This window comes from Corallococcus carmarthensis (genome assembly GCF_003611695.1).
Taxonomy (GTDB): Bacteria; Myxococcota; Myxococcia; order Myxococcales; family Myxococcaceae; genus Corallococcus; species Corallococcus carmarthensis.
In genome coordinates this window covers 110456-131406 of sequence record NZ_RAWE01000005.1, presented here as the reverse complement: position 1 = coordinate 131406, position 20951 = coordinate 110456, and the positions used below count along the sequence as shown (strand labels likewise).

The 20951-nt window shown below is 71.1% G+C and carries 16 protein-coding genes; 8 read left to right on the top strand and 8 right to left on the bottom strand.

The genetic code is table 11. The annotated features are described in order from the left end of the window. From D7X32_RS02785 to D7X32_RS02770, 4 genes are all read right to left on the bottom strand, one after another. The coding region (locus D7X32_RS02785) for a sigma-54-dependent transcriptional regulator (protein ID WP_147449994.1) at window positions 1-1392 on the bottom strand (1392 nt) is incomplete at its 3' end. Window positions 1393-1439: 47 nt separating this feature from the next. Continuing rightward, window positions 1440-2450: a ParB/RepB/Spo0J family partition protein gene (locus D7X32_RS02780; RefSeq protein WP_120600925.1), complete on the bottom strand. Its 1011-nt coding sequence runs from the start codon at window positions 2448-2450 to the stop codon at window positions 1440-1442. 63 nt (window positions 2451-2513) lie between these two features. Beyond that, on the bottom strand, window positions 2514-3860 hold the full coding sequence (locus D7X32_RS02775; RefSeq protein WP_120600924.1) for a TldD/PmbA family protein: 1347 nt from the start codon (window positions 3858-3860) through the stop codon (window positions 2514-2516). Window positions 3861-3868: 8 nt separating this feature from the next. Next, complete coding sequence (locus D7X32_RS02770; RefSeq protein WP_120600923.1) at window positions 3869-5350, bottom strand: TldD/PmbA family protein; 1482 nt, start codon at window positions 5348-5350, stop codon at window positions 3869-3871. Window positions 5351-5647: 297 nt separating this feature from the next. Between D7X32_RS02770 and D7X32_RS47425 the strand changes: the two genes are divergently transcribed. The 3 genes from D7X32_RS47425 to D7X32_RS02755 all read left to right on the top strand — a co-directional run bounded on the left by D7X32_RS47425 (window position 5648) and on the right by D7X32_RS02755 (window position 9519). Next, complete coding sequence (locus D7X32_RS47425) at window positions 5648-7585, top strand: FHA domain-containing protein (protein WP_279635552.1); 1938 nt, start codon at window positions 5648-5650, stop codon at window positions 7583-7585. Between the two features lie 103 nt (window positions 7586-7688). Further along, window positions 7689-9026 carry a cyclic nucleotide-binding domain-containing protein gene (locus tag D7X32_RS02760; RefSeq protein ID WP_120600921.1) on the top strand — a complete coding sequence of 446 codons (1338 nt, stop codon included), beginning with the start codon at window positions 7689-7691 and terminating at the stop codon, window positions 9024-9026. Between the two features lies 1 nt (window position 9027). Beyond that, window positions 9028-9519: a hypothetical protein gene (locus D7X32_RS02755; RefSeq protein WP_120600920.1), complete on the top strand. Its 492-nt coding sequence runs from the start codon at window positions 9028-9030 to the stop codon at window positions 9517-9519. Between the two features lie 16 nt (window positions 9520-9535). On the opposite strand, the gene D7X32_RS02750 is transcribed toward D7X32_RS02755, so the two are convergent. Further along, a complete protein-coding gene (locus D7X32_RS02750) occupies window positions 9536-11122 on the bottom strand; it encodes a tetratricopeptide repeat protein (protein ID WP_120600919.1) in 1587 nt (528 codons plus the stop codon). Window positions 11123-11265: 143 nt separating this feature from the next. On the opposite strand from D7X32_RS02750, the gene D7X32_RS02745 reads away from it, so the two are divergent. Continuing rightward, a complete protein-coding gene (locus D7X32_RS02745) occupies window positions 11266-12234 on the top strand; it encodes a homoserine kinase (protein WP_120600918.1) in 969 nt (322 codons plus the stop codon). An 18-nt stretch (window positions 12235-12252) separates the two neighbouring features. On the opposite strand, the gene D7X32_RS02740 is transcribed toward D7X32_RS02745, so the two are convergent. The 3 genes from D7X32_RS02740 to D7X32_RS02730 form a co-directional block, all read right to left on the bottom strand. Beyond that, a complete protein-coding gene (locus tag D7X32_RS02740) occupies window positions 12253-12720 on the bottom strand; it encodes a nuclear transport factor 2 family protein (RefSeq protein ID WP_120600917.1) in 468 nt (155 codons plus the stop codon). 73 nt (window positions 12721-12793) lie between these two features. Beyond that, complete coding sequence (locus D7X32_RS02735) at window positions 12794-13321, bottom strand: hypothetical protein (protein ID WP_120600916.1); 528 nt, start codon at window positions 13319-13321, stop codon at window positions 12794-12796. Between the two features lie 51 nt (window positions 13322-13372). Further along, window positions 13373-15736, bottom strand: a complete 2364-nt coding sequence (locus D7X32_RS02730; RefSeq protein ID WP_208752289.1) for a gluzincin family metallopeptidase — start codon at window positions 15734-15736, stop codon at window positions 13373-13375. Between the two features lie 25 nt (window positions 15737-15761). On the opposite strand from D7X32_RS02730, the gene D7X32_RS02725 reads away from it, so the two are divergent. The 4 genes from D7X32_RS02725 (at window position 15762) to D7X32_RS02710 (ending at window position 20904) form a co-directional block, all read left to right on the top strand. Further along, window positions 15762-16163, top strand: a complete 402-nt coding sequence (locus D7X32_RS02725) for a TIGR02266 family protein (protein ID WP_043321926.1) — start codon at window positions 15762-15764, stop codon at window positions 16161-16163. After that, the gene (locus D7X32_RS02720; protein ID WP_171447914.1) at window positions 16160-16711 is read left to right on the top strand and encodes a DUF192 domain-containing protein; all 552 of its coding nucleotides are present in this window, start codon (window positions 16160-16162) and stop codon (window positions 16709-16711) included. Before D7X32_RS02725 ends, D7X32_RS02720 begins: the two co-directional genes overlap by 4 nt. Before the next feature lie 167 nt (window positions 16712-16878). Continuing rightward, window positions 16879-19206 carry an alkaline phosphatase PhoX gene (locus D7X32_RS02715; RefSeq protein ID WP_147449993.1) on the top strand — a complete coding sequence of 776 codons (2328 nt, stop codon included), beginning with the start codon at window positions 16879-16881 and terminating at the stop codon, window positions 19204-19206. Between the two features lie 36 nt (window positions 19207-19242). Next, entirely contained in the window at window positions 19243-20904 is a 1662-nt protein-coding gene (locus D7X32_RS02710; RefSeq protein ID WP_120600935.1) for an Aq_1262 family (lipo)protein, read from the top strand. The last annotated feature ends 47 nt before the right edge of the window (window positions 20905-20951 follow it).

The window sequence follows — 20951 nt, the reverse complement described above, 5'->3', positions numbered from 1 at the left end:
CGCCACACCCGGGGGGGCAGGTGCCGCGTCCGGGCCTCCCTGCTCCCGTTCCAGCTTGCGGTAGATGGTGCGCGCGGCGATGCCCAGCAGGCGGGCGGCGAGCGTCTTGTCCCCCCGGGTGTGGCGCAGGGTCTCGTGGATGACGCGCCTTTCAATCTCCTCCATGGGCGTCCCGATGGGGATGACCAGCTGCCCGGCGGAGCCCAGCGGGCCCTTGCGCACGGACTCCGGCAGGTCGCTGGCCTCCAGCACGTCCGTGCGGGCCAGCACCACGGCGCGCTCCACGGCGTGCTCCAGTTCGCGCACGTTGCCGGGCCACGCGTAGTTCTCCAGCACGTTGAGGGCGTCCGGAGAGAAGCCGCGCAGCACCTTGCCGTTCTTCGCGGAGAAGCGGCGCAGGAACGCCTCCGCCAGGAGCGGGATGTCCTCGCGGCGCGACGCGAGCGCGGGCACGCGGATCTCCACCACGTGCAGGCGGTAGTAGAGGTCCTCGCGGAAGCGCCCTTCGGCGACCTCCTTCTGCAGGTCCTTGTTGGTGGCGGCGACGAGCCGCACGTCCACCTTCACCGTCTGCGTGCCGCCCAGCCGCTCCAGCTCTCCCTCCTGGAGTACGCGCAAGAGCTTCACCTGCGCGGAGAGGGGCATCTCGCCCACCTCGTCCAGGAAGAGGGTGCCGCCGTGGGCGCGCTCGAAGCGGCCCTCGCGCCGGGTGACGGCGCCGGTGTACGCGCCGCGCTCCACGCCGAAGAGCTCCGCCTCCAGGATGCTCTCCGGGATGGCGCCGCAGTTGACGGCGATGAAGGCCTGCTTCGCTCGCGCGGAGTGCTCATGCAGCGCGCGGGCGGCCAGCTCCTTGCCGGTGCCGGATTCGCCCAGCAAGAGCACCGTGGCGGTGGAGGGCGCCGCCTGGCGGATGGTGTCCAGCATGGCGCGGAAGGCGGGGGACTGGCCCACCATGGCGCGGCCGCCGGCGGGGTTGATCTCCGCGAGCTTCGCCTTGAGGGAGGTGTTCTCCTGGACGAGCGCTTGCTTCTCCAGCGCCTTCTGCACGGCCTTCACCAGGGCGTGGCGCTTGAGGGGCTTGGTGATGAAGTCGTAGGCGCCGTCCTTCATGGCGGCCACGGCCGTCTCCACCGTGCCGTAGGCGGTCATCAGCACCACCTCCACGTCCGGGCGGATGGCGCGGCTGGCCTTGAGCAGCTCCTGACCGTCCATGCCGGGCATCATCAGGTCGGTGACCATGACGCTGACCTCGGGGCGCCGGAGCATCTCCAGCGCCTCCGTGCCCTGCGCGGCGGACAACGTGGCGAAGCCTTCCCGCTGGAAGATGCGGGCGACGGAATCAAGGTTGGCGCGGTCGTCGTCGACGACCAGGACCGTGGGAGATGTCATGGGAGTACGGGGCCTCTCTCAACACAGCCCTGCAATCCCCATTCCCTTCAGGCCTGCTCCTCGTCCGGTTCCATGGGGCCGCCGCCCATGCGGCCAATGTCCTCGCGGCGCACCTTGTCCACGTTGAAGCGCCGGGCGCTGGACAGCATGCGGCCCACGGTGGCGTCGAAGGTAGGGGGCGGGCCGTCCTTGCGGAAGCGCAGGAAGTTGAGCCGGGCGACGACGAAGTTCTTGAGGTAGGGGCTCTGGAGGCCGCGCTCCTTGAGGGCGGCGACGATGGCGACCACCGCGTCATCCAGCTCCAGGAGCTGGTCCGCCTGGGCGTCGCGCACGGCCAGGGCCTGGGGCAGCGGCACGTCCTGGAAGCCGTCCACCACCTTGACGAAGGGGTGGTAGGCGCCCGCGGAGAAGCGGGGGCGCTTCTCGTAGGCGGCGCCCAGGGTGAGGAAGGACGGCTCCTCGAAGAGGTGGGCGAAGGCGGACTCCTTGCCCGGGCGGTTCGCGCCCAGCAGGCCCCTCGCCATGCGGATGACCTCCAGCGAGCGCTCCTTCAGGTTGTGGGCCTTCTCCGTGTTGAGGGCGAGGATTTGGTAGGCCACGTCCTCGTCCGGCAGCAGCAGCGCGACGATGGACTTCGCGCCCAGCATGCGGCTGGCGTTGAGGCGGTGGTTGCCGTTGGGCGTCCAGTAGCGGCCCTCCACGCGCACGGCGATGACGGGGTCGAGGAACCGGTCCAACCGCTCCATCGCGGTGGCGAGCCGCTTGACGTGGGGCTCGGACAGGTCGCGCTGGTAGGGCGTGGGCTCCACCTTGTCGATGGGGAGCACCGCGAAGACGACGGGGTGGCCGCCCAGCGGGTCGCGGTAGACGGAGAGCACCTCGCCGCCGTCCTCGCGCACCGCCTGGAGCAGGGCGTCCGGGAAGGCCACGGCCTCGCTCGCCACTTCGCCGGCGGTGAGGCCCCGCGACTTCGGTTCGGCCTTCTTGCGGCGCGGCTTGCGCGGCGTGGCCGATTTCGACTTCGCGGGGGCGGACTTGCGGGCGGACTTCGCGGCCATGCGGACGGACCTCGTGCCGTAAAGGAAGGAGGCCCGCCAGCGTAGGCGACCGCGTGGCGCCTGCTACACGCCCGACACGGTGAGCTGCCGGAAGCGGACAGTGGGCGCGCCCACGCTGCCGCCGCGGAACTGGAGGTCGCTGCCCACCGCGTCCACATCCTTCAGCATCTGGAGGAGGTGGCCCGCGACGGTGACTTCCTGCACCGGGTGCGTCAGCTCACCGTTTTCAATCCAAAGGCCGTTGGCCCCGCAGGACATGTCCCCGGACACCGGATCCGCGCCGTGGCCCAGGAGGGCGGTGACGTAGAGGCCCTGGGGCACCTCCCGGATGAGCTCCTCCGGCGTCTTCGTGCCCTTCTCCAGGTAGAGGTTGGTGGTGCCGATGCCCGGCAGCGCGCTGTAGCCGCGCGACGCGTTGCCCGTGGTGCGCGCCTTCGCCTTGCGCGCGGTGAAGGCGTCGTAGAGGAAGCCGGACAGCACGCCCTGATCCAGGATGGGCGTGCGGCGGGTGGGAACGCCCTCACCGTCGAAGGGCGCGGTGGCCAGGCCCCGGGGCAGCAGGCCGTCATCCACCAGCGAGACATGCTTGCCCGCGAGCCGCTTGCCCACGTGGGGCGCGAGCACGCTGGACTGCTGGTAGACGGCGTTGCCGTTGGCGGCCTGGGACAGGTTGCCCACGAAGCTCGCGGCCACCAGCGGGTCGAACACCACCGGCACCTGCTGCGTCTTCACCGGCTTCGCGCCCAGCATGCGCACGGCGCGCTTGGTGGCCTCTCGGCCGATGGACTCCGGCGACTCCAGGTCGTCCAGGAAGCGCTTGTAGTCCAGCCAGTACCCCGTCTGGAGCTGCCCGTCCTGCGACGCCACCGGCACCGCGACCAGGTACACGTACGTGCCGGAGTAGCCACCCGTCGCGCCCTCACTGGACGCCAGGTACACCTCCGCCACGAAGTCGCCCGCGGACACGGAGTCGAACGTGGCCACGCGCGTGTCCTGGGCCCGGCCCGCGCGCTCCGCTTCCAGCGCGGCGTTGATCTTCCAGTCCCCGGGCAGGTTCGCGACCTTGGGGTCGAAGAGGAGTCCGGTGTCGCCGCGCTTGCCCAGGTCCTTCGCCGTGGGCAGGCCGTTCAGCTTGCTGGGCGCGGCGGCCTCCGCCAGCTGCACGGCCAGGTCCACCACGCGCTCCAGGCCCGCGGTCGTGAAGTCGGACGTGTACGCGAAGCCCAGCCGGTCCTTCACGATGACCCGCACGCCCACGCCCTTGCTGGTGGCCTCCGTGAGGTCCTCAATCTGCCCTTCGCGGACGCGCACGCTGCTCTGGCGGCCCACCTCCAGGTACGCCTCCGCCTGCTTCGCGCCCTTCTTCACGGCGCGCTGGACGATCTTCTTCGCGAGCTGTTCGTAGTTCACGGGTGTCCTCAGCCGACCTTCGTTCCGCCCACGGTGACGTTGTCGATGCGCACGGTGGGCAGGCCCACCCCCACGGGCAGCATCTGCCCGTCCTTCACGCAGATGCCCATGCCGGGGTCCGGCATCGGGTCGCAGCCCACGCGGCTGATGTTCTTCAGCGCCTCCGGCCCCACGCCAATGAGGATGGCGTTCTTCACCGGGCGGCCCAGCTTGCCGTCTTCAATCTGGTAGGCCTCGCTGACCTCGAAGACGAAGTTGCCGTTGCTGATGTCCACCTGTCCTCCGCCGAAGGTGGCGCAGTACAGCCCGCGCTTCACCTCCTTGAGGATGTCCTCCGGCGCGTGGTCTCCGGGCGCCAGGAAGGTGTTCGTCATGCGCGGCAGGGGCAGGCTCTTGAACGAGTCGCGCCGGCCGCTGCCCGTGGAGCGCTGGTTCATCAGCTTCGCGTTGAGCTGATCATAGAGGTAGCCCTTGAGGACGCCGTTCTCGATGAGGACCTTGCGCTCGCCCGGCACGCCTTCGTCGTCGATGTTGATGGAGCCGCGCGCGCTGGACACCGTGCCGTCGTCGATGACCGTCACCAGGTCGGAGGCCACCTTCTCCCCCAGCTTGCCCGCGAACAGCGACGTGCCCTTGCGGATGAAGTCCGCCTCCAGCCCGTGGCCCACCGCCTCGTGCAGCAGGATGCCGCTCCAGCCCGGCGCCAGCACCACCGTCTGCGGCCCCGCCACGCAGTCCACCGCGCCCAGCGTGGCGACGGCCTGGCGCGCGGCCTCCTCCGCCACGGACTCCGGCGTCACGCCGTCCCAGTAGCTGAAGGACACCCGGCCCCCGCTGCCGTACATGCCGGTGCGCCGCTCGCCGCTCTTCCCCAGCGCCACCACGTGCACGCTCAGGCGGGACTGGTCCTGCGTGTCCTCGCTGAAGCGGCCGGTGGTGTTGGCCACCGCGATGCGCCGCGTCTGATCCACGTAGGACGCGTTCACCTGCTGGATGCGCGAGTCGAAGGCGCGGGCGGCCTTGTCCGCGCGGGTGAGGAGCGCCGTCTTGCGCGCCACCGCCACGTCCTCCAGCGGCTGGGCCACGCGGTAGTGGCTGGGCACCGGCACGCGCTTGACGGGGTAGGCGCGCTCTGAGCCTCCGCCCTGCGCAATCATGGCCGCGGTGCGCGCGGCGCGGACGAGCGCGGCGTCCTCCCAGTCGTCGGAGTAGGCGTAGCCCACCTTGGCCCCGGCGATGACCCGCACGCCCACGCCCTGCACCAGGCCCACCTGCGCGCTGCGGATGCGCTGCTCCTCCAGCACCACGGCGGTGGTGGACGTGCGCTCCACGTACACCTCCGCGAAGTCCGCGCCCCGGCCCATGGCTTCCGCCAGCAGACGTTCCAACAGACCCGGGGGCAGGAGCGGGGAGGCGGCCGCCTGCCGTGCCGCAGGAGGGGCGAGCTGGGCGGGACGGGCGCGCCGGGAGGACGCGAGGACTCGGGGCATGGAGGGGCTCGTGGCTCTGGAGGAAGCGGAAATGGAGGAAACCTACATCGGAGACGGGATGGCGTGCGGGCCAACGAACCGGAATGAGCCCGTCTTCCCTGAAAGGAACGGTCGGAGCGCATTCCCACCGTGCGGTGGGCGCTCTAAGATGTTGGCCGCTTCAACCTGGACCCACCCATGCCTCCTCGCCGTCCATCACCGTCATCGCGTTCAGGCACCGGCCGTTCGGCCGGGGGCGCGACGGCGGATCGCCGACCCAAAGCTCCCGGAGGGGGCGGCTCGCGCCGCGTCTCCGCCGTGCCGGACGAGGACTGGTCCGCGCCCGAGTCGGGCGAGGACAGCCAGGACGGGGGAGACCCGGAGCTGTATGGCGACGCGGAGCCCGTGCGCTCGCGCACCGGCGAGACGCGGGTGGCCTCCATCGACGACGTGCGTCCGGAGGCGGAGGAGCCCGCCGAGGAGGAGGACAACTCCGAGACGACGCGCGCCGGCCCGCCGGTGCTGATGCTGGTGCTGGACGGCCCGGACAAGGGGCGCAAGAAGCGCTTCAAGGGCGTGCGCATGGTGGTGGGGCGCAGCAAGGACTGCGACTTCGCCCTGGGCGACCAGACCGTGTCCCGCCGCCACCTGGAGCTGGTGTACGGCGAGAGTGGCGTGGTGATGCGCGACCTGGGCGGCATCTCCGGCACCCAGGTGAACGACCAGAAGGTCGACGAGTGCATCCTGAAGCACGGGGATGAAATCTCCGTGGGCAAGACGCGCCTGCGCTTCGTGGACGAAGGCGAGCTCATCAAGGAGATGCGCGCCAAGGCCGATTCCGGCGAGGCGGATGAGAAGAAGGAAGAAAAGAAGGAGGAGAAGAAGGACCCGCGCCTGGATGAGAAGACCAACGCGAACTACAAGCTCGCGGACCTGATGCGCGACGAGAAGGCGCGCAAGACGGGCGTGCCCCGTCCCCGTCCGGTGCGCTCGTCGGCGCGCGAGGGCTTCAAGCCGACCTTCAAGATGAAGGTGGGCGCGGCCGTGGGTGGCCTGGTGCTGCTGATGCTGATCGCGGGCCTGGCCATGTCCGGCGGGAACAAGCCGCCGCCCAAGCCGCCGGTGGACCCCAACCAGGCGCGCGCCCAGGAGCTGATGCAGCGCGCGCGCGACAAAGTGCGTGACGGCGAATACCCGGACGCGGTGCGCTTCGCCCAGGAGGCGGAGAAGCTGCGCGTGGGCATCGACGTGGACGGCGTGGCCAAGGCGGCGCAGCAGCTGCAGGACATCGTGGACTCCTTCGCGGCGGTCCGCGGGCTGATGGCGGAGAACCGCTACCCGGACGCGCGCGCGAAGCTGACCGCCACGCCGCAGGGCACGGCGCGCACGGACGACGAGCGCAAGAAGCTGGAGGAGGAGCTCGAATCCAAGGAGGCGGCGTACACGCTCAGCCTCGTCGAGGCGGCGCTGACGGAGCGCCGTCCGGACGACGCGCGCACCCTCATCGCGGAGCTGCCTCCGAGCACGCGCTCCCTCTACGAGGAGAAGCTCAAGGACCTGGAGGCGCAGCTGGCCAAGGAGGCGCAGCAGGCCGCGCGGCAGGCCGGCGTCCGGCAGGCGGTGGCGGCGGAGAACGCCAAGCAGCGCCGCGCGGAGTTCGTGGCGGAGGCCTTCCAGGACGTGGAGCGCCGCTTCAACGGCGGGGACTTCCAGCGCGCGACGCTGGAGGTGGACCGGGTGATGGACAAGTACCGCGCGGAGGCGGACATCCAGGCCCGCGCGCGCAACCTGAAGAAGCTCATCCCCCAGTTCCGCGCCGCCTTCGAGGAGGGCCAGAAGAAGTACGAGAACAACTCGCTGGAGGCGTCCGTGAAGCCGCTGCGCCGCGCGGCGGACGTGTACCGGCAGATCGGCTTCGCGGGCTCGCTGGGCGACACGCTCGACAACGAGCTGGCCTCCGCGTCGGTGGCGGCCGGTCAGGCGGCCTTCAAGCGCAAGGAGTTCCCGCTGGCGGGCCGCAGCTTCCGCGAGGCGCTGCGCCTCAACCCGGGTGACTCGCGCGCCCGCGACGGCCTGGACGAGCTGCAGAAGAAGGTGGAGGAGCTGTACCTGTCGGCGTACATCTCGCGCGACCGCGACCCCGCCCTGGCGACCGAGCAGTTCAAGATCGTCATCGAGGCGTCCGCGGAGGGCGCGGACGTGAAGCGCAAGGCGGAGATGGCGCTGAGCGAGCTGCAGAAGGCCGGCGGTTCGTAGCTCGAAGCGCGAAGCCGGGGGCCGCCGCTCGTGGAATGGGAGCGGGCGGCCTCCTCATGGATTCTTGTCACACCTGTCGTCGTGAGCGGTCTGGAGACACCGGATGAACGAGTCGTCGTTGCGTGAGCTGGGCATGGACCTGTTCGAGGAGCGCCAGTTCGAGCGCGCCCTCGCCGTCTTCGCGGAGGCCGTTCGCCGCGTGCCCGCGGACCACCGCTCGCGCATGCTGGCGTCCCGGTGTCTGGCGGAGCTGGGCGAGCGCGAGCGCGCCGTCACCGCGTACCACGCGTGCGCGGAAGGGCTCCTGCGCCGCGACTATCTCTTGAGCGCCATGGCCGCGTGCAAGCTGGCCCTGGAGCTGTCTCCGAACGAGCGGCGCCTGAAGGAGACGCTCTTCCGCGTGCACTCGCGCGCCGCGCGCAGCGCCCCGGGCCGCGCCGCCGTGCCGCCGCCGCTGCCGCCGGAGCACCTGTACGACGGCAAGGTGGACACGGACCTGATGGGCCTGGTGGGCGAGGAGCTGTCCAACCGCGCCATCGAAGTGCTGGCCGCGCCGGACACCGGCGGCAACGCGGATCCGCAGAGCCGTCCGCCCCTGCCGCTGTTCGCGGACCTGGACCGGGACGCGTTCCTGGACCTGGTGGGGCGCATGGTGTGGCGCACCATCAAGCCGGAGGAGGTCATCAGCCGCGAGGGCGAGCCGGATGATCACCTGCACGTGATCGTCGCCGGCAAGGCGGAGGTGACGCGCAGGACGGACGGCGAGGACCGCACCCTGGGCTTCCTGGGCGGCGGCTCCATCTTCGGAGAGCTGGCGCTGCTCACGGGCGCGCCGCCCACCGCGACGGTGACGGCGGTGTCGGACTCGGAGGTTTTCGAAATCCGCCGCGAGCACCTCAACGCGGTGGCCAAGAGCCACCCGGCGGTGCCGCAGCTGCTGGCGGACTTCGCGCAGCAGCGCATGATGCGCAACCTGATGGCGAACTCGCCCCTGTTCCAGCAGCTGCCGGAGTCGGAGCGGGGCGCGTTCTTCCAGCGCTTCACCTTCCGCGCGCTCCAGCCCGGAGAGAAGGTCCTGGTGGAGGGCGAGTACTCCCAGGGCCTCTTCCTGGTGCTGGCCGGCGAAATGACGGTGCAGAAGGAGGACCCGGCGGGCGGCATGGTGACGCTGGGCGTGCTGCGCGAGGGCGACGTGGCGGGGGAGATTTCACTCCTCACGGGCCTGAGGGCCACGGCCACGGTGTCGGTGACGCGCAAGACGGCGGCGGGGTGGCTGAAGCGCGAGGCCTTCCAGGAGCTGGTGCGGTCCTTCCCCAACATCCGCACGTACCTGGAGCAGCTGTCCGACCGGCGCCTGAAGCAGATTGGCGAAGCGCTGCGTCCGCTGGAGATCATCGACGCGGACGACATGATGCTGGAGCCGGAGACCGGGGCCGCCTGAGATGGTGCTGACTCGAGCCCGGGTGCTGAGTGGCATGGCGGCGGTGGTCGCCGCGGCGTTGGTCCTCTTCCTCTGGCCGCGCGAGGAGCCGGGCGTGAAGGACGCCGTCACCCGGCGCATCATCGCGATGACGCGCTCGGCGGAGGAGAAGGACGTCGGCGAGGTGATGGAGGGCGTCTCCGAGCGCTTCAAGACGACGGACGGCTGGAGCAAGCAGGACGTGCACCGCATCCTGGCCGCGCAGGTGCTGCGGGGCCAGTGGGTCCGCATCTTCACCACCGACATCGACGTGCACGAGGTGTCGCCCACGCAGGCCGACTTCCAGGCGCGCTTCATCTTCGGCCGCTCGCAGGCGGACAAGCTGGAGGACCTGGCGAAGGACAGCGTCCTCAACGCCTACGCCATCGAGGGCACCTTCGAAAAGGAGTCCGATGGCGACTGGCGTGTGGTGAAGGCGAAGCAGCGCCGGTTGGATCCGTCGGAGCTGCTCTAGCCGTTACCGGAGCCTGCTAGGGCTGCTGGAAGAGCGGCCCCGCCTCGTTGAGCCAGGCCTTGGCCATGGCGGGCTGGCCATTGGTCTCCAGTTGCTTCTTGATGTCATTGGCGCGCGTGGCCAACTGGTCCACGGGCGTGCCCTGCGCCCGGGCACGCACGAGCGCGAAGTAGTGCTGCTGGCATCCGGCGGCGAACTCACCCTGCGCGAAGAGCAGCTCGCCCAGCGCCGCGTACGCCTCCGGCATGCTGCCCGCGCCCGTCTCCGGGGCCACCGCGGAGAGCAGCGTCCGCGCGCCGTCGAAGTCCTTGCGAGCGAGCAGCAGCGCGCCCTTGGCGTACTGCGCCCGCGCCAGCCCCACGCCGCGCGCCGCGAGCGCCTTGTCGTAGGAAGCGAGCGCGTCGTCCTGACGGCCGGCCGCCTCCATCACGCCGCCGCGCGTGAGCCAGTACCGGTCGTCCCGGTCCAGCGCGGGCACCGACTTGCCGTCCGCCGTCTGCGTCTTCACCTCGCGGAAGGTCTTCTCGTAGGCGTCCAGCATGGCCAGCGCGCCCGCGCCGTCGCCCTGGGCCTGGAGCAGCCGCGCGCCCTCCAGCGTCAAGAGCGGCGCGGTGGGCCGCTTCGCCACGGCCGCCTCGAAGGCCTGGCGGGCCTCCGGGGCGCGCTTCACCGCGAGCGCACGGCCCCGGGTGAAGAGGGCGTAGTGTTCGTCCGGCCAGGCCTTGAGCGCCGCGTCCACGTGCGTGAGCGCTTCGTCCGGAGCGCCCTTCGCCAGCGCGGCCTCCGCCTGGGCCACCGCCACGCGGGCCTGGATCGCCGGCGTCAGGTCCTTGCCGCGCGAGCGCACCTCGTCCAGCGTCGCCGTCACGCCGTCCGGGGGCCGCCCCGCGTACAGCTGCGCCAGGGCGGACGTCACCCGCGCCAGCAGGTGGTCCGGGTTCGCGGCGGTGGCGCGCGCGAAGGCCTCCACCGCCTGCGGAAACAGCCCCTCGTCGAGCAGCGCTTCGCCGTACGCCGTGGAGAAGCGCGGATCCTTCCAGGCCCCGTCCGCCGCGCGGGCGAACGCCTGGCGGGCCTCGGAGAGCCGGCCCTCTTTCTGAAGCAGCCGGGCCTGCGCCAGCGTCAGCCGGGGGCTGTTGGCGCCCTGGGCCTTCAACTCCTCCAGCAGCTTCTGCGCCTCCGCCGTCTGGCCCGAGCCCACGAGCTGCAGGGCCCGGGCGCCGTAGCGCTCACCGGAGCGCGAGCCCAGCGCCTCCGCGCGCTCCAGTTCCTCGCGCGCCTTCGCGTCCGCGCCGGGTTTGTGATGGGTGAGCCACAGCTCCGTCTGGAGGTCCGCGGCCAGCGCCCGCGCGTCGCGCGAGTCCGGCGCGAGCACGAAGAGGGCCTCCAGGTTCTGCTGCGCCATGGCCAGGTCGCTGGGGTTGCCCTTCAGCACCGCGGAGCGCGCCGTGCGCAGGTGGGCGTCCATCTCCTGGCGCACCTGGCCGCGGTGGACGAACCACGCGACGGCGGCCGCGAGCAGCACGGCGACGACGCCAATCTGGGCAAGGGCGCTGCCCAGCCCCTCGCGACGCTTCCAGTCACCGCGGCCCGACGTTTCCATGGGGGTGGCCTCACGCGCAAAGATTGAAGATTTTCAGACAGTTATGCGAAGTAGGACGGGCATGGACAGATAGGTCCGGCCCCCCGGGGTGTCAACGGGTGGGGCAGCACGCACGCGGGGGCGGCACGCCCCGGAGGCACGCCATGGCCGTGTACACGACACTTCCTCCCGAGGCCTTCACCCAGGTGGCGGATGTCTACGGCCTGGGGGCCGTGCGCTCCATCACGCCCATCCCGCAGGGCTCCATCAACACCAACCACCGGCTGGAGACGGACGCGGGCCGCGTCTTCGTGCGCCATACGACGGTGCGTTCATCGGAAGACCTGCGCTTCGAGGCGTCCCTGCTGGAGCACCTGTCCCGCGCGCACTTCCCCGCGCCGGTGTTGCTCGTGCCGCCGGGGCCCGCGCCGTTCCTGGAGATGCACGGCGGGCGGATCAGCGTCTTCAAGTGGCTGGCCGGGGAGGAGTTCACCCGCGGCCGTCTCACGCCGGACATCCTCGAGCGGCTGGGCGCGGAGCTGGGCAAGCTGCACCAGGTGACGCAGTCCTTCGGAGGCACGCGCGCGAACCCCTATGGCCCCGGCGTGGTGAAGGGCTGGCTGAACAGCCTGTCCCAGCGGCCGGAGCCGGAGCTGGTCGCCGTGGCGGCGGAGCTGGAGGGCTTCCTCGCCCGCGCGGAAGGCGAGCGCCAGGGCCTGGAGCCCCGGGGCGTCGTCCACGCGGACCTCTTCCTGGACAACGTGAAGTGGCTGGGCGACCGCGTGGGGGCGTTCTTCGACTTCGAGATGGCGTGCGTGGAGGCCTACACGCTGGACGTGGCCATCACCCTCAACGCGTGGTGCTTCGAAGGGACGTACCAGCCGGAGCTGTGCCAGGCGCTGCTGCGCGGCTACCAGGACTCCCGGCCGCTGTCGGACGTGGAGAAGCGGGCGCTGTACGGCCACGCCCTCTACGGCGCGGTGCGCTTCACCACCAGCCGCATCCGCGACTACCACCTGTCCCCGCTGGGCGCGGACAAGCTCGCGCCCAAGGACTTCCGCACCTACCTGTCCCGCGCGCGGGCCCTGAACGGCATGGGCCCGGTGGGGCTGCGGGCGCTCGTGGGCGTGTGACGCGAGCGGCCTTCGCGGCTAGATGCCGGAGAGGATCTTCCACTCGCCGTCGACCTTCTGGAACACCATCTGCTCCAGCTCCGAGTCCTGCTGGGGCCGGGCGTTGAGGCCGGGCATGCGCCAGGACGCGTTCCAGTAGTAGATGGCGAGCGCGACGTCGTCCTCGCGGAACTCCACGCGGCGGACGTTGAAGTCCACCTTGGGGTTCTGCAGCTTCTGGAAGAGGGCCTGGAGGTGGGGCCCCAGGTTCGCGGCGGTGAGGTCGTCCGCCGTGTCCTCGGTGCCGCCGTCGTCGCGGAACTTCGGGGACACCAGCGCCTGGATGGCCTTCGCGTCGCGGGCCTCCAGGGCGGCGCGGTAGCGCTCCATCACAGCGAGGATGTCGCGGGTTTCGCCGGTGTCTTCCAGCTCCGTGCCGGGGATGCGCTTCGGGGCGCATGCGGCCAGGAGGAACACGGCGCAGAGGGCGAGGAAGCGGTTGTGCATGGCGGGGCCTTACGGGTTCAACCGCATTTGTGTCAACCCATTCCCAGGCCCCGCCGCCCGCACCGCGTTTTGACTATTTGGCGCGGATGACTTCAGCGATGAAGCGGTTGAGCACGGGCAGCTCGCCGTCGAGGATCTTCAGGCCCTCGGTCTTGATGAGCGGCTCCGCGATCATCGCCACGGGCTTGAGCAGGAACGGCACCTTGAGCGACAGGTCGCCGTCCATCTTGCGCTCCGTCTGGCCATTGCCCAGGTCGCGCAGCTTCAGCACGCCCGTGTTCACCAGCATCTTGGAGATGGTGTGGGACGTGGGCGTGTTGGTGAACGTGAGCTGCTTGGTGCGCTTGTCGTAGGTGGACGTCTCGATGAAGGCGAACCACTCCGGCGACACCTTCTTGGGGCCCACGGAGGAGATGACGGGCTTGGGGCGGTAGCGCACCTTGCGGTGAACGCGGTCACCGTCGTTGCGCACCTCCAGGGGCTGCAGCTCCAGCAGCACGCCGTGGTGCTGGAGGAGGTACGGGAAGTAGCGCTCGTCCAGCAGCGCGCGCTCCACCTCGTCCACCGTCCCCTGGATGTACTGAGTCTTCTCGAAGTGCATGCCCCATCCACCTTTCCGTCAATGCGTGAGTCGTACCGCAGGGGCCCGCGTCTAGCGGAAAGCCTGACGCGGCACCAGGGGCCCGCGATAGGTCGTCTGCTCGAAGTCACATCGCGCCAGCCACTCGGAGGCCGCCGCACGGAAGGCGGCCCCGTAGTCCGGCAGTGCCCCCACTTCATGCCGCACGGCGCCGCAGTCGCCCGCCAGGTAGGCGGCTTCAATCTTCAACCGCGTGGCCTCCCGGCGGATGGCCTCCGGGAGCGCGTTGTCCGACAGGGCGCGCTGGAGCTGCTCACCCGCCAGGGCCGGGGCCCCCACCTGGTGCAGCCGCCGCCCCAGCAGGTAGCGCAGCCACGGGTCCTGCGGCGAGGCGAGGAGGGCGCGGTCCAGCAGCAGCAGGCGCAGCTCCTCCTGCGGTGCGCGGAAGTACGCCTCGATGGGCGCGCGGCGCGACGGCGTCTCCAGCGCGGCCAGCTTCACCTGGGCGGTGCGCGTCACCTCCGGCCCCGGGTCCAGCGCGAGCGCGGCCTGGAGGAACGCGCGCGAACCCTCCACGTCCTCCAGGTGCAGGGCCACGTCGGCGCGGGCCACGGCCACGTCGGCGGCGAGCGCGGGCCGGTCCTTCACCTGATCCGCGAGCGCGGCCAGCACCTTCGCCGCGTCGGGGCCGCGCTCCAGGGCGTCCAGGGCCGCGGCCTGTCCCAGCTGGAAGGACGGCTCCTCCGGCTGGAGCGCGGCGGCGCGCTGGTAGCGATCGAGCGCGTCCTGCGGGTCGCTGGCCAGCGCGTCGCGGGCGGATTCCGACAGGCGGGCCACCTCGCGGGCGCAGGCGCGGGAGAAGAGGCTGCCGGTGCGGAAGCGGGCGAAGGCGCGCGCGAGCGTGGACGCGTCCAGGGGCAGCGCGTCCAGGGTGCGTTCCCACTCCGTGACGAGCTCGTCCAGGGGGCGGCCGTAGGCCTCGTTGAAGTCCGCGTGCGCATAGACGGCGCGCAGCCGGTCCGCGCCGTAGGTGTCCGCCAGGTAGCGCAGGAACGAACCCGCCACGGTGTACGCGCGCGCCGGGGCGGACTGGTAGAAGCCCTTGGGCCCCATGAGGTCGCGCATGTCCGGGGCCAGGCCCTGCCGGCGCATGCCCGCGGCCCACTGGTGCAGGGTGAGCTCGCCCTGAACGGGGTCGTCCGCGGCCACCGCGAGCCCTTCAATCACGCCCATCAACGGCCACACGCCCAGCCGCAGGGTGACGCGGAAGAAGCCGGAGCCCGCGGGCCCCGCCATGACGTGCGCCAGCTCGTGGTGCAGCGTGGAGTGGGGGAAGGGCTTGTCCTGGATGTGCAATTCCGTGCGCCAGGGCTTGGCGAACTGGGTGCGGCCGGCGCCCACCAGCTTCTGCTTCTCGTCCTCGGAGCGGTAGAGCCACACCCGCACGCGCTCCGTGGGGGCCACGCCCAGGAAGCGCGACGTCTGGGCGAAGCGGAACTCCAGGTCGCGGGCCATGCGGTCCACGTCCTCGCGGGCCTTGCCGCGCGGGTAGTGCAGGACGAAGTGCTCCGTCTCCCGCACGCCGCCCAGCTGCTCCGCGAGGTACGCGTCGCTCATCCGCAGGCCCAGCTGTGGCGCGCGGGCCTCCAGGTAGGTGATGCCCAGGGCGCAGGGGAGGACCAGGCCCAGGAGGCCGCCAACGCGGGCCCCCTTCAGCGCCAGTCGCCCGGTGCGCACGTCCAGGAGCGCGATGGCGAGCCCCGCGAAGACGCCCACCCACAGGAGCGTCTCCAGGCGGAACCAGCCGAGCGCGGCGGTCATCTGGAGGGCCTCGTCGTAGAGGGGGCCGGGCAGGTGGCCCAGGAAGACGTTGAAGGCGAACACCTGGGGCCCGAAGACGATGGGCCACACCGTCACCGCCAGTGAGCCGAGGATGAGCAGGGCGTACAACCCCGCCGCGCCCCGGGGGCGGGCCGTCGCGAAGCCCAGGAGCACACCCGCCGCCGAGGCGATGAGGGCGGAGGGCACGGTGAGCAGGGGGTAGAAGCCCGCCAGTTCAAAGGGGTCGCACGCGGTGCGCAGCCGGGCGAAGAGCAGGGCGCACACGAAGGGGGGGACCAGCACCCCCAGGTTCAGGACGGCGCTGGCGCCCAGGGCGCGGCCCACGGCCGTTCCGGGCAGGGCGGACGCTTCCACTCCGGCGGGCCGGGGGGCCGCGCCGGTGAGGATGCGGCGCTCCTGGGCGGCGGCGGCGATGCCCGTCCCTCCCCCGAGCAGGCCGACGGCGATGGACAGGGCCAGGCCCAGTTCGAAGCCGGGCACCCCGAAGAGGGGGAGCAGGACGAGGGCCGACCCCCCACCGCCAAGCAGCAGCACGGTGGCCAGGACGGCCGGACGGCTCAACAGTGCGCGGGCACGGGGGAGGACTTGCCGCATGGCGTCCCCTATACTCCCCGGCCGCATGTCCGAACAGAAGAGCGGATCCGAACTGCGCACCCACGGTCGTGCGCCCATCGAGCTGAAGGTCGACTACAAGAAGCTCAATTCGTTCTTCGCCGACTACACGAAGAACATCAGCAAGGGCGGCACGTTCATCAAGACGAAGAAGCCGCTGCCCATTGGCACGCGCTTCCTCTTCAAGTTGACGGTGCCGCACCGGGAGGCACCCTTCGAGTTGCTGGGCGAAGTCGTCTGGTCCAAGGCCGACGCGGAGGAGCCCGGCATGGGCATCCGCTTCATCTACAGCAGCGAGTCGCAGCGCGTGGACTTCGAGACGCTGGTGGAGCGGCTCATGTCCGACAGCCTGGGCTCCGAGCTGACCGAGAAGCTGCTCAACAAGCCCCTGCACCCCCAGCACCCATGAAGACTCGCCTCACGTTGGTTCTGGCGGCGCTGGCCTTCGCGGGCGGCGCATGTCAGGAAGCGCCCGCCGCGCCTCCGAAGCCCGCCGCGCCCGCTCCGGCGCGGCCGAAGTCGAAGGACGTGGCGGCGGAGGACTACGTGATGCCGACCCTGCCGCGCGCGCACGTGCGGCTGAAGGATGCCTACGGAGGGGTGCACCGCCTGGAGGTGGAGGTGGCCGCCACGGGCGAGTCGCGCACGCGCGGGCTCATGTGGCGCAAGTCGCTGGCCTCGGGGCAGGGCATGCTCTTCCTCTTCCCGGAGGAGGAGGTGCGCGGCTTCTGGATGCGCAACACGCTCATCCCGTTGGACATGCTGTTCATCACGTCCGAGGGACGCGTCGTGGGCATCATCGAGAACGCGGAGCCGCGCACGCTGACGAACCGCACGGTGGGCATTCCCAGCCAGTTCGTGCTGGAGGTGCCGGGGGGCTGGTGCCAGAAGAACGGCATCGTCCGGGGCGGCACCGCGGAGTTCGAGGGCGTGAGCACCATCCCCATCACGCCGTGACGCAAAGGGCAGGGGTGACGCGCGGTTGTCGCGCGCCCGGCCCTCCCGTGATGAAGAAGTGACGCGCTGCTCAAGGCCGCGCCACGGCACCTCCGCAGGATGCGCCCCGCGCGTGGCAGCCCCGACACCGGGCGGTTGCGCGCGCTACCTTCTGGAGGATGCACTGCATGGCTACTCGTCTGATGGGCCGCGCCACCGGCGCGATGCTCCTGCTTGGCACGGCGACGTGGGTGGGCTGCGAGGGAGCGCAGGGCCCCGCGGGGGCGGATGGCGCCAAGGGCCAGGATGGGCAGGACGGAGTGCAGGGCCCCTCGGGTGACCCGGGCGCTCCGGGCCCCGGCACGCAGGGACAGCCCGGGCCGGGCGCCACGGCGCGAGCCCCGGGCGTGGAGTCCGGCACGCCGCTGTCATCCGTCATCGCCGTGACGTTCCGGGGAGACCTGGGCACGGGCGCGACCAACGTGGCGGAGTACGTGAAGGCGCGCGTGGAGCAGGTCGTCACGGGGAGGCTGCCCTCGCCGCTGGTGTTCCCGCTGTCGCCCGCGTCCACGGACACGGTGCGTTCAGTGCCGGGGCTGTATCCGACCACGGTCATCAAGTGGATGGATCCGCTGGCCTTCGCGAAGGGCGGGGCGCGCTTCGGCGCGAACGTGGACTACATCGCCTTCTTCGGGGACGGCTGGTCGCAGGACGGACGCGCGCCGCAGTACCACGGGCAGGGCGCGGCCGGCTGGATGTGGATCAACCACGAATACGTCTCCGGCACGAAGCCGCGCGTGGGCACGGCGCCCATCGGTCAGCACCTGGACTTCGCGCGCTTCCTGCGCAACACGGGCGCGCTCGCCAACACGGTGGCGGACGGCACGTCGTGGCAGGCGGACGCGCTCGTCTCCTACAACCGCGAATGGAAGAAGCAGGTGGGCGGCACCTGGATGCGCGTGGTGCAGGACCCCGCGACGGGCGGCTGGGCCGTGGATCGCAACGCGGCCAACGTGCGCTACGACGCCTCCAGCGCCACCCTGGCGAAGGTGGTGGGGGTGACGCTCTCCGCGGAGGATCATGACGACTCCGGCGTGGCGCTGGCGGCGGGCGTGGTGCCCGGCACGCACTCCAACTGCTCCGGCGGTCAGACGCCGTGGGGCACGATCATCGTCGGCGAGGAGAACGTCCAGGGCGTCTACGGCGATCCCGAGGCCGCGCTGTGGACGGGGAAGAACGACTGGATCCCCGCGGCCCCCGGCTTCGCGCCCGGTGCTCCGCTCGCGCCCGATTTCTCGGCCCCGGCGGAGGGGGACATGGTCAGCGGGGACCGCAACTCCACGCACCTGAAGGACGGCTACGGCTACCTGACGGAGGTGGATCCGGGCCAGCCGGCGGACCTCTGGTACGGCAAGGACGCGACGAAGCCGGGCGCGGGCCACCGCAAGCTGGGCGTGATGGGCCGCGCGCATTGGGAGAACGCCAGCTTCGTGGTGGACGCGGACTGGAAGCTGCTCGCGAACCAGCCCGTCGTCATCTACGGCGGTGACGACCGGCGCGGCGGACGCATCTTCAAGTTCGTGTCGCAGGGGAAGTACACGTCCGGGATGACGCAGGCGCAGGTGCGCGCGCTGCTGGACGCGGGCACGCTCTACGTGGCGCACTTCGCGGGCCTGGACAACGCGACGGGCGACACGCTGGTGGGCGGGGTGGTGCCCACGGACGCGGCGCCGGGCCACGGCCGGTGGATCCAGCTGGGCCTGGACAGCGTGGACCTGGCGCCGAACGGAGAGGCGTTCGGCCGGCCGACGCTCCAGGTGGGCGCGGCGCTGCGCGACGCGAACCACAACGCGATGGGCGGCTTCGTCAACGACGACCAGGTGCGCAAGCTGCTGTGGACGGCGGCGAACAAGGTGGGCGTGATGGAGCTCAACCGCCCCGAGGACACCGAGTGGAATCCGAAGGATCCCAGCGGCACGCCGCTGCTCTACGTGGCCTTCACCGAGCACGGCGACCCCACGGCGTTGGATCAACAGGGGCGGGTGGCCACGGCCGTGCTGCAGGACGGCGTATGGGTGAAGAAGGAGCGCGGCGCGCAGGACAACCGCGCGGTGGACAAGGTGGGCTCCATCTTCGCCATCCGTGAAGCGGATCCAGCGGCGCCCGCGGGCTCGAGGACGTTCGACTTCTTCCGCGTGTGGAAGGGCGAGGCGGCGGCCACCAGCGCGGCGCCGGAGTTCGCGGCGGCCAAGCCGGACAACCTGGTCATCGACCGCGAGGGCGGGGTGTGGTTCGGCACGGACGGCAACTTCGGGGTCAACAAGGTCGCGGACGGCGTCTTCTACCTGGACCAGGCGCCCGCGCATCGCGCCAGCCCGTACTTCCGCAAGGCGTTCCGCGTGCTGTCCATGCCGAGCGACGCGGAGGCCACGGGCCCCGCGTTCAACTCGGACATGACCAGCCTGTTCGTCAGCGTCCAGCACCCGGGCGAGGACAGCTTCAGCGTCTGGCCGTAGTCCCTTCCGATGCGCCGCGACGACGGAGCCTTGCACATGCGTTCTTCCCTGCTCGATGGGGTGCGAGGCCCCGTCTTCATCGTCCTGACGTTGGGGGCCTTCGCCGCGGCGGCGGGCGTGTGGCGTCTGCGCACGCCCGCCGAGGCGGAGCCTCCGTTTGATCCGCTCGCGCAGGCGCTGGCGGCGGGCAGCCGCGTGGCCAACCGCGAGGCCCCGGTTCCGTCCATGTGCTACACGAAGACGGCCGGGGTCTCGAACCCGTGCTGGACGTGTCACACGGGCGGCGTTGGCAACAACGTGATGGCGGACGACTCGCTCCAGGCGGAGTACGCCTTCAGCGACGTGGGCCTGACGAACCACTGGACGAACCTCTTCACGGACCGGACGCGCACGGCGGCGTCCATCGCCGACGATGAGGTGCTCGAGTACATCCGCGAGGACAACTACACGCCGCTGCGGGCCGCGCTCGTGGAACGAGTGGGCGGCTACAAGGGCTGGGTTCCGGACCTGGACCTGACGCGGGGCTTCGACGCGGAAGGCTTCGCGCGGGACGGCAGTGGCTGGCGCGCCGTGCGCTACAAGCCCTTCCTGGGCACGTTCTGGCCCACCAACGGCAGCACGGACGACGTCTACGTCCGGCTGCCGGAGTCCTTCCGGAAGGATGCGAAGGGACAGCCGTCGCGTGAGGTGTACCGCTTCAACCTCGCGGTGCTGGAAGCGGCGATGACGGTGGATCCGGGCCTCCTGGACGTGAAGCGCGCGAGCCGCCGCGTGGAGCCGGTGGACGAGCGAGTAGGCGGCGTGGACCTGGACGGTGACGGGGTCCTGTCCCCGAGCGTGGAGCGGGTGCGCGGGTTGCCAGCTCACTACGCGGGGAGCGCAACGGACGTGCGGGTGCGGCGGTACACATATCCGAAGGGCACCGAGTTCCTGCACACCGTGCGCTACGTGGATCCGGATGCGCCCGTGCTGCTGTCCACGCGGATGAAGGAACTGCGCTATTCGCGCAAGGACGAGGAACCGGCGGACGACCGGGTGCGGAACTTCTACGCGGAGGAGCAGGAGAAGAAGGTGCGCGGCCGGCTGCCCGCGTTCCCAGGCACACCGGAGCTGGGGTTGATCAACGAGTTTGGCTGGCGGTTGCAGGGCTTCATCGAGGACGCCAGGGGACGGCTGCGCCTCCAGACATTGGAAGAGCACGTCTACTGCATGGGCTGTCACACGAACCTGGGCGTGACGGTGGACCAGACCTTCGCGTTCCCGCGGAAGGTGCCAGGGCGTGACGGCTGGCGGCCCCAGGACCTGCGCGGCCTTCCGGATGTGCCACAGGCAGGGCATGCCGCGCCGGAGACCGCGACGTACTTCGAGCGTGTGCAGGGCGGTGACGAGTTCCGCGCGAACGAAGAACTGCTGACGCGCTTCTTCCCGAAGGGAGTGCTGGACCTGCCCGCGGTGCGGCGTGCTGCGCCGGGAGGAGACCGCGACCTCGCATGGCTGGTGACGCCTTCGCGGGAGCGGGCGCTCCAGTTGGACAAGGCCTACCAGGCGCTGGTGCGAGAACAGGCGTTCGCGCTGGGGCGGGACACGCTGCTGGCTCCGCCCGCGAACGTGCACAAGGCGGTGGAGAACGGCTCCACCGAGCTGGAAGCTACGGGCCGCCTCTATACGGACGGACGACTGCACCTCGCCTGGGAGTAGGGCGAGGCACGTGCGAAGCGGCCTGCCTCGCCTCTTCCGACGGACGG

Excerpts from the sequence above, each read along its gene's own strand:
- D7X32_RS02730 (WP_208752289.1), bottom strand. The coding sequence starts at position 15,736 with ATGCGGCAAGTCCTCCCCCGTGCCCGCGCACTGTTGAGCCGTCCGGCC.
- D7X32_RS02770 (WP_120600923.1), bottom strand. The coding sequence starts at position 5,350 with ATGCCCCGAGTCCTCGCGTCCTCCCGGCGCGCCCGTCCCGCCCAGCTC.
- D7X32_RS02745 (WP_120600918.1), top strand. The coding sequence starts at position 11,266 with ATGGCCGTGTACACGACACTTCCTCCCGAGGCCTTCACCCAGGTGGCG.
- D7X32_RS02725 (WP_043321926.1), top strand. The coding sequence starts at position 15,762 with ATGTCCGAACAGAAGAGCGGATCCGAACTGCGCACCCACGGTCGTGCG.
- D7X32_RS02750 (WP_120600919.1), bottom strand. The coding sequence starts at position 11,122 with ATGGAAACGTCGGGCCGCGGTGACTGGAAGCGTCGCGAGGGGCTGGGC.
- D7X32_RS02740 (WP_120600917.1), bottom strand. The coding sequence starts at position 12,720 with ATGCACAACCGCTTCCTCGCCCTCTGCGCCGTGTTCCTCCTGGCCGCA.
- D7X32_RS02720 (WP_171447914.1), top strand. The coding sequence starts at position 16,160 with ATGAAGACTCGCCTCACGTTGGTTCTGGCGGCGCTGGCCTTCGCGGGC.
- D7X32_RS02755 (WP_120600920.1), top strand. The coding sequence starts at position 9,028 with ATGGTGCTGACTCGAGCCCGGGTGCTGAGTGGCATGGCGGCGGTGGTC.
- D7X32_RS02710 (WP_120600935.1), top strand. The coding sequence starts at position 19,243 with ATGCGTTCTTCCCTGCTCGATGGGGTGCGAGGCCCCGTCTTCATCGTC.
- D7X32_RS02760 (WP_120600921.1), top strand. The coding sequence starts at position 7,689 with ATGAACGAGTCGTCGTTGCGTGAGCTGGGCATGGACCTGTTCGAGGAG.
- D7X32_RS02780 (WP_120600925.1), bottom strand. The coding sequence starts at position 2,450 with ATGGCCGCGAAGTCCGCCCGCAAGTCCGCCCCCGCGAAGTCGAAATCG.
- D7X32_RS02715 (WP_147449993.1), top strand. The coding sequence starts at position 16,879 with ATGGCTACTCGTCTGATGGGCCGCGCCACCGGCGCGATGCTCCTGCTT.
- D7X32_RS02735 (WP_120600916.1), bottom strand. The coding sequence starts at position 13,321 with ATGCACTTCGAGAAGACTCAGTACATCCAGGGGACGGTGGACGAGGTG.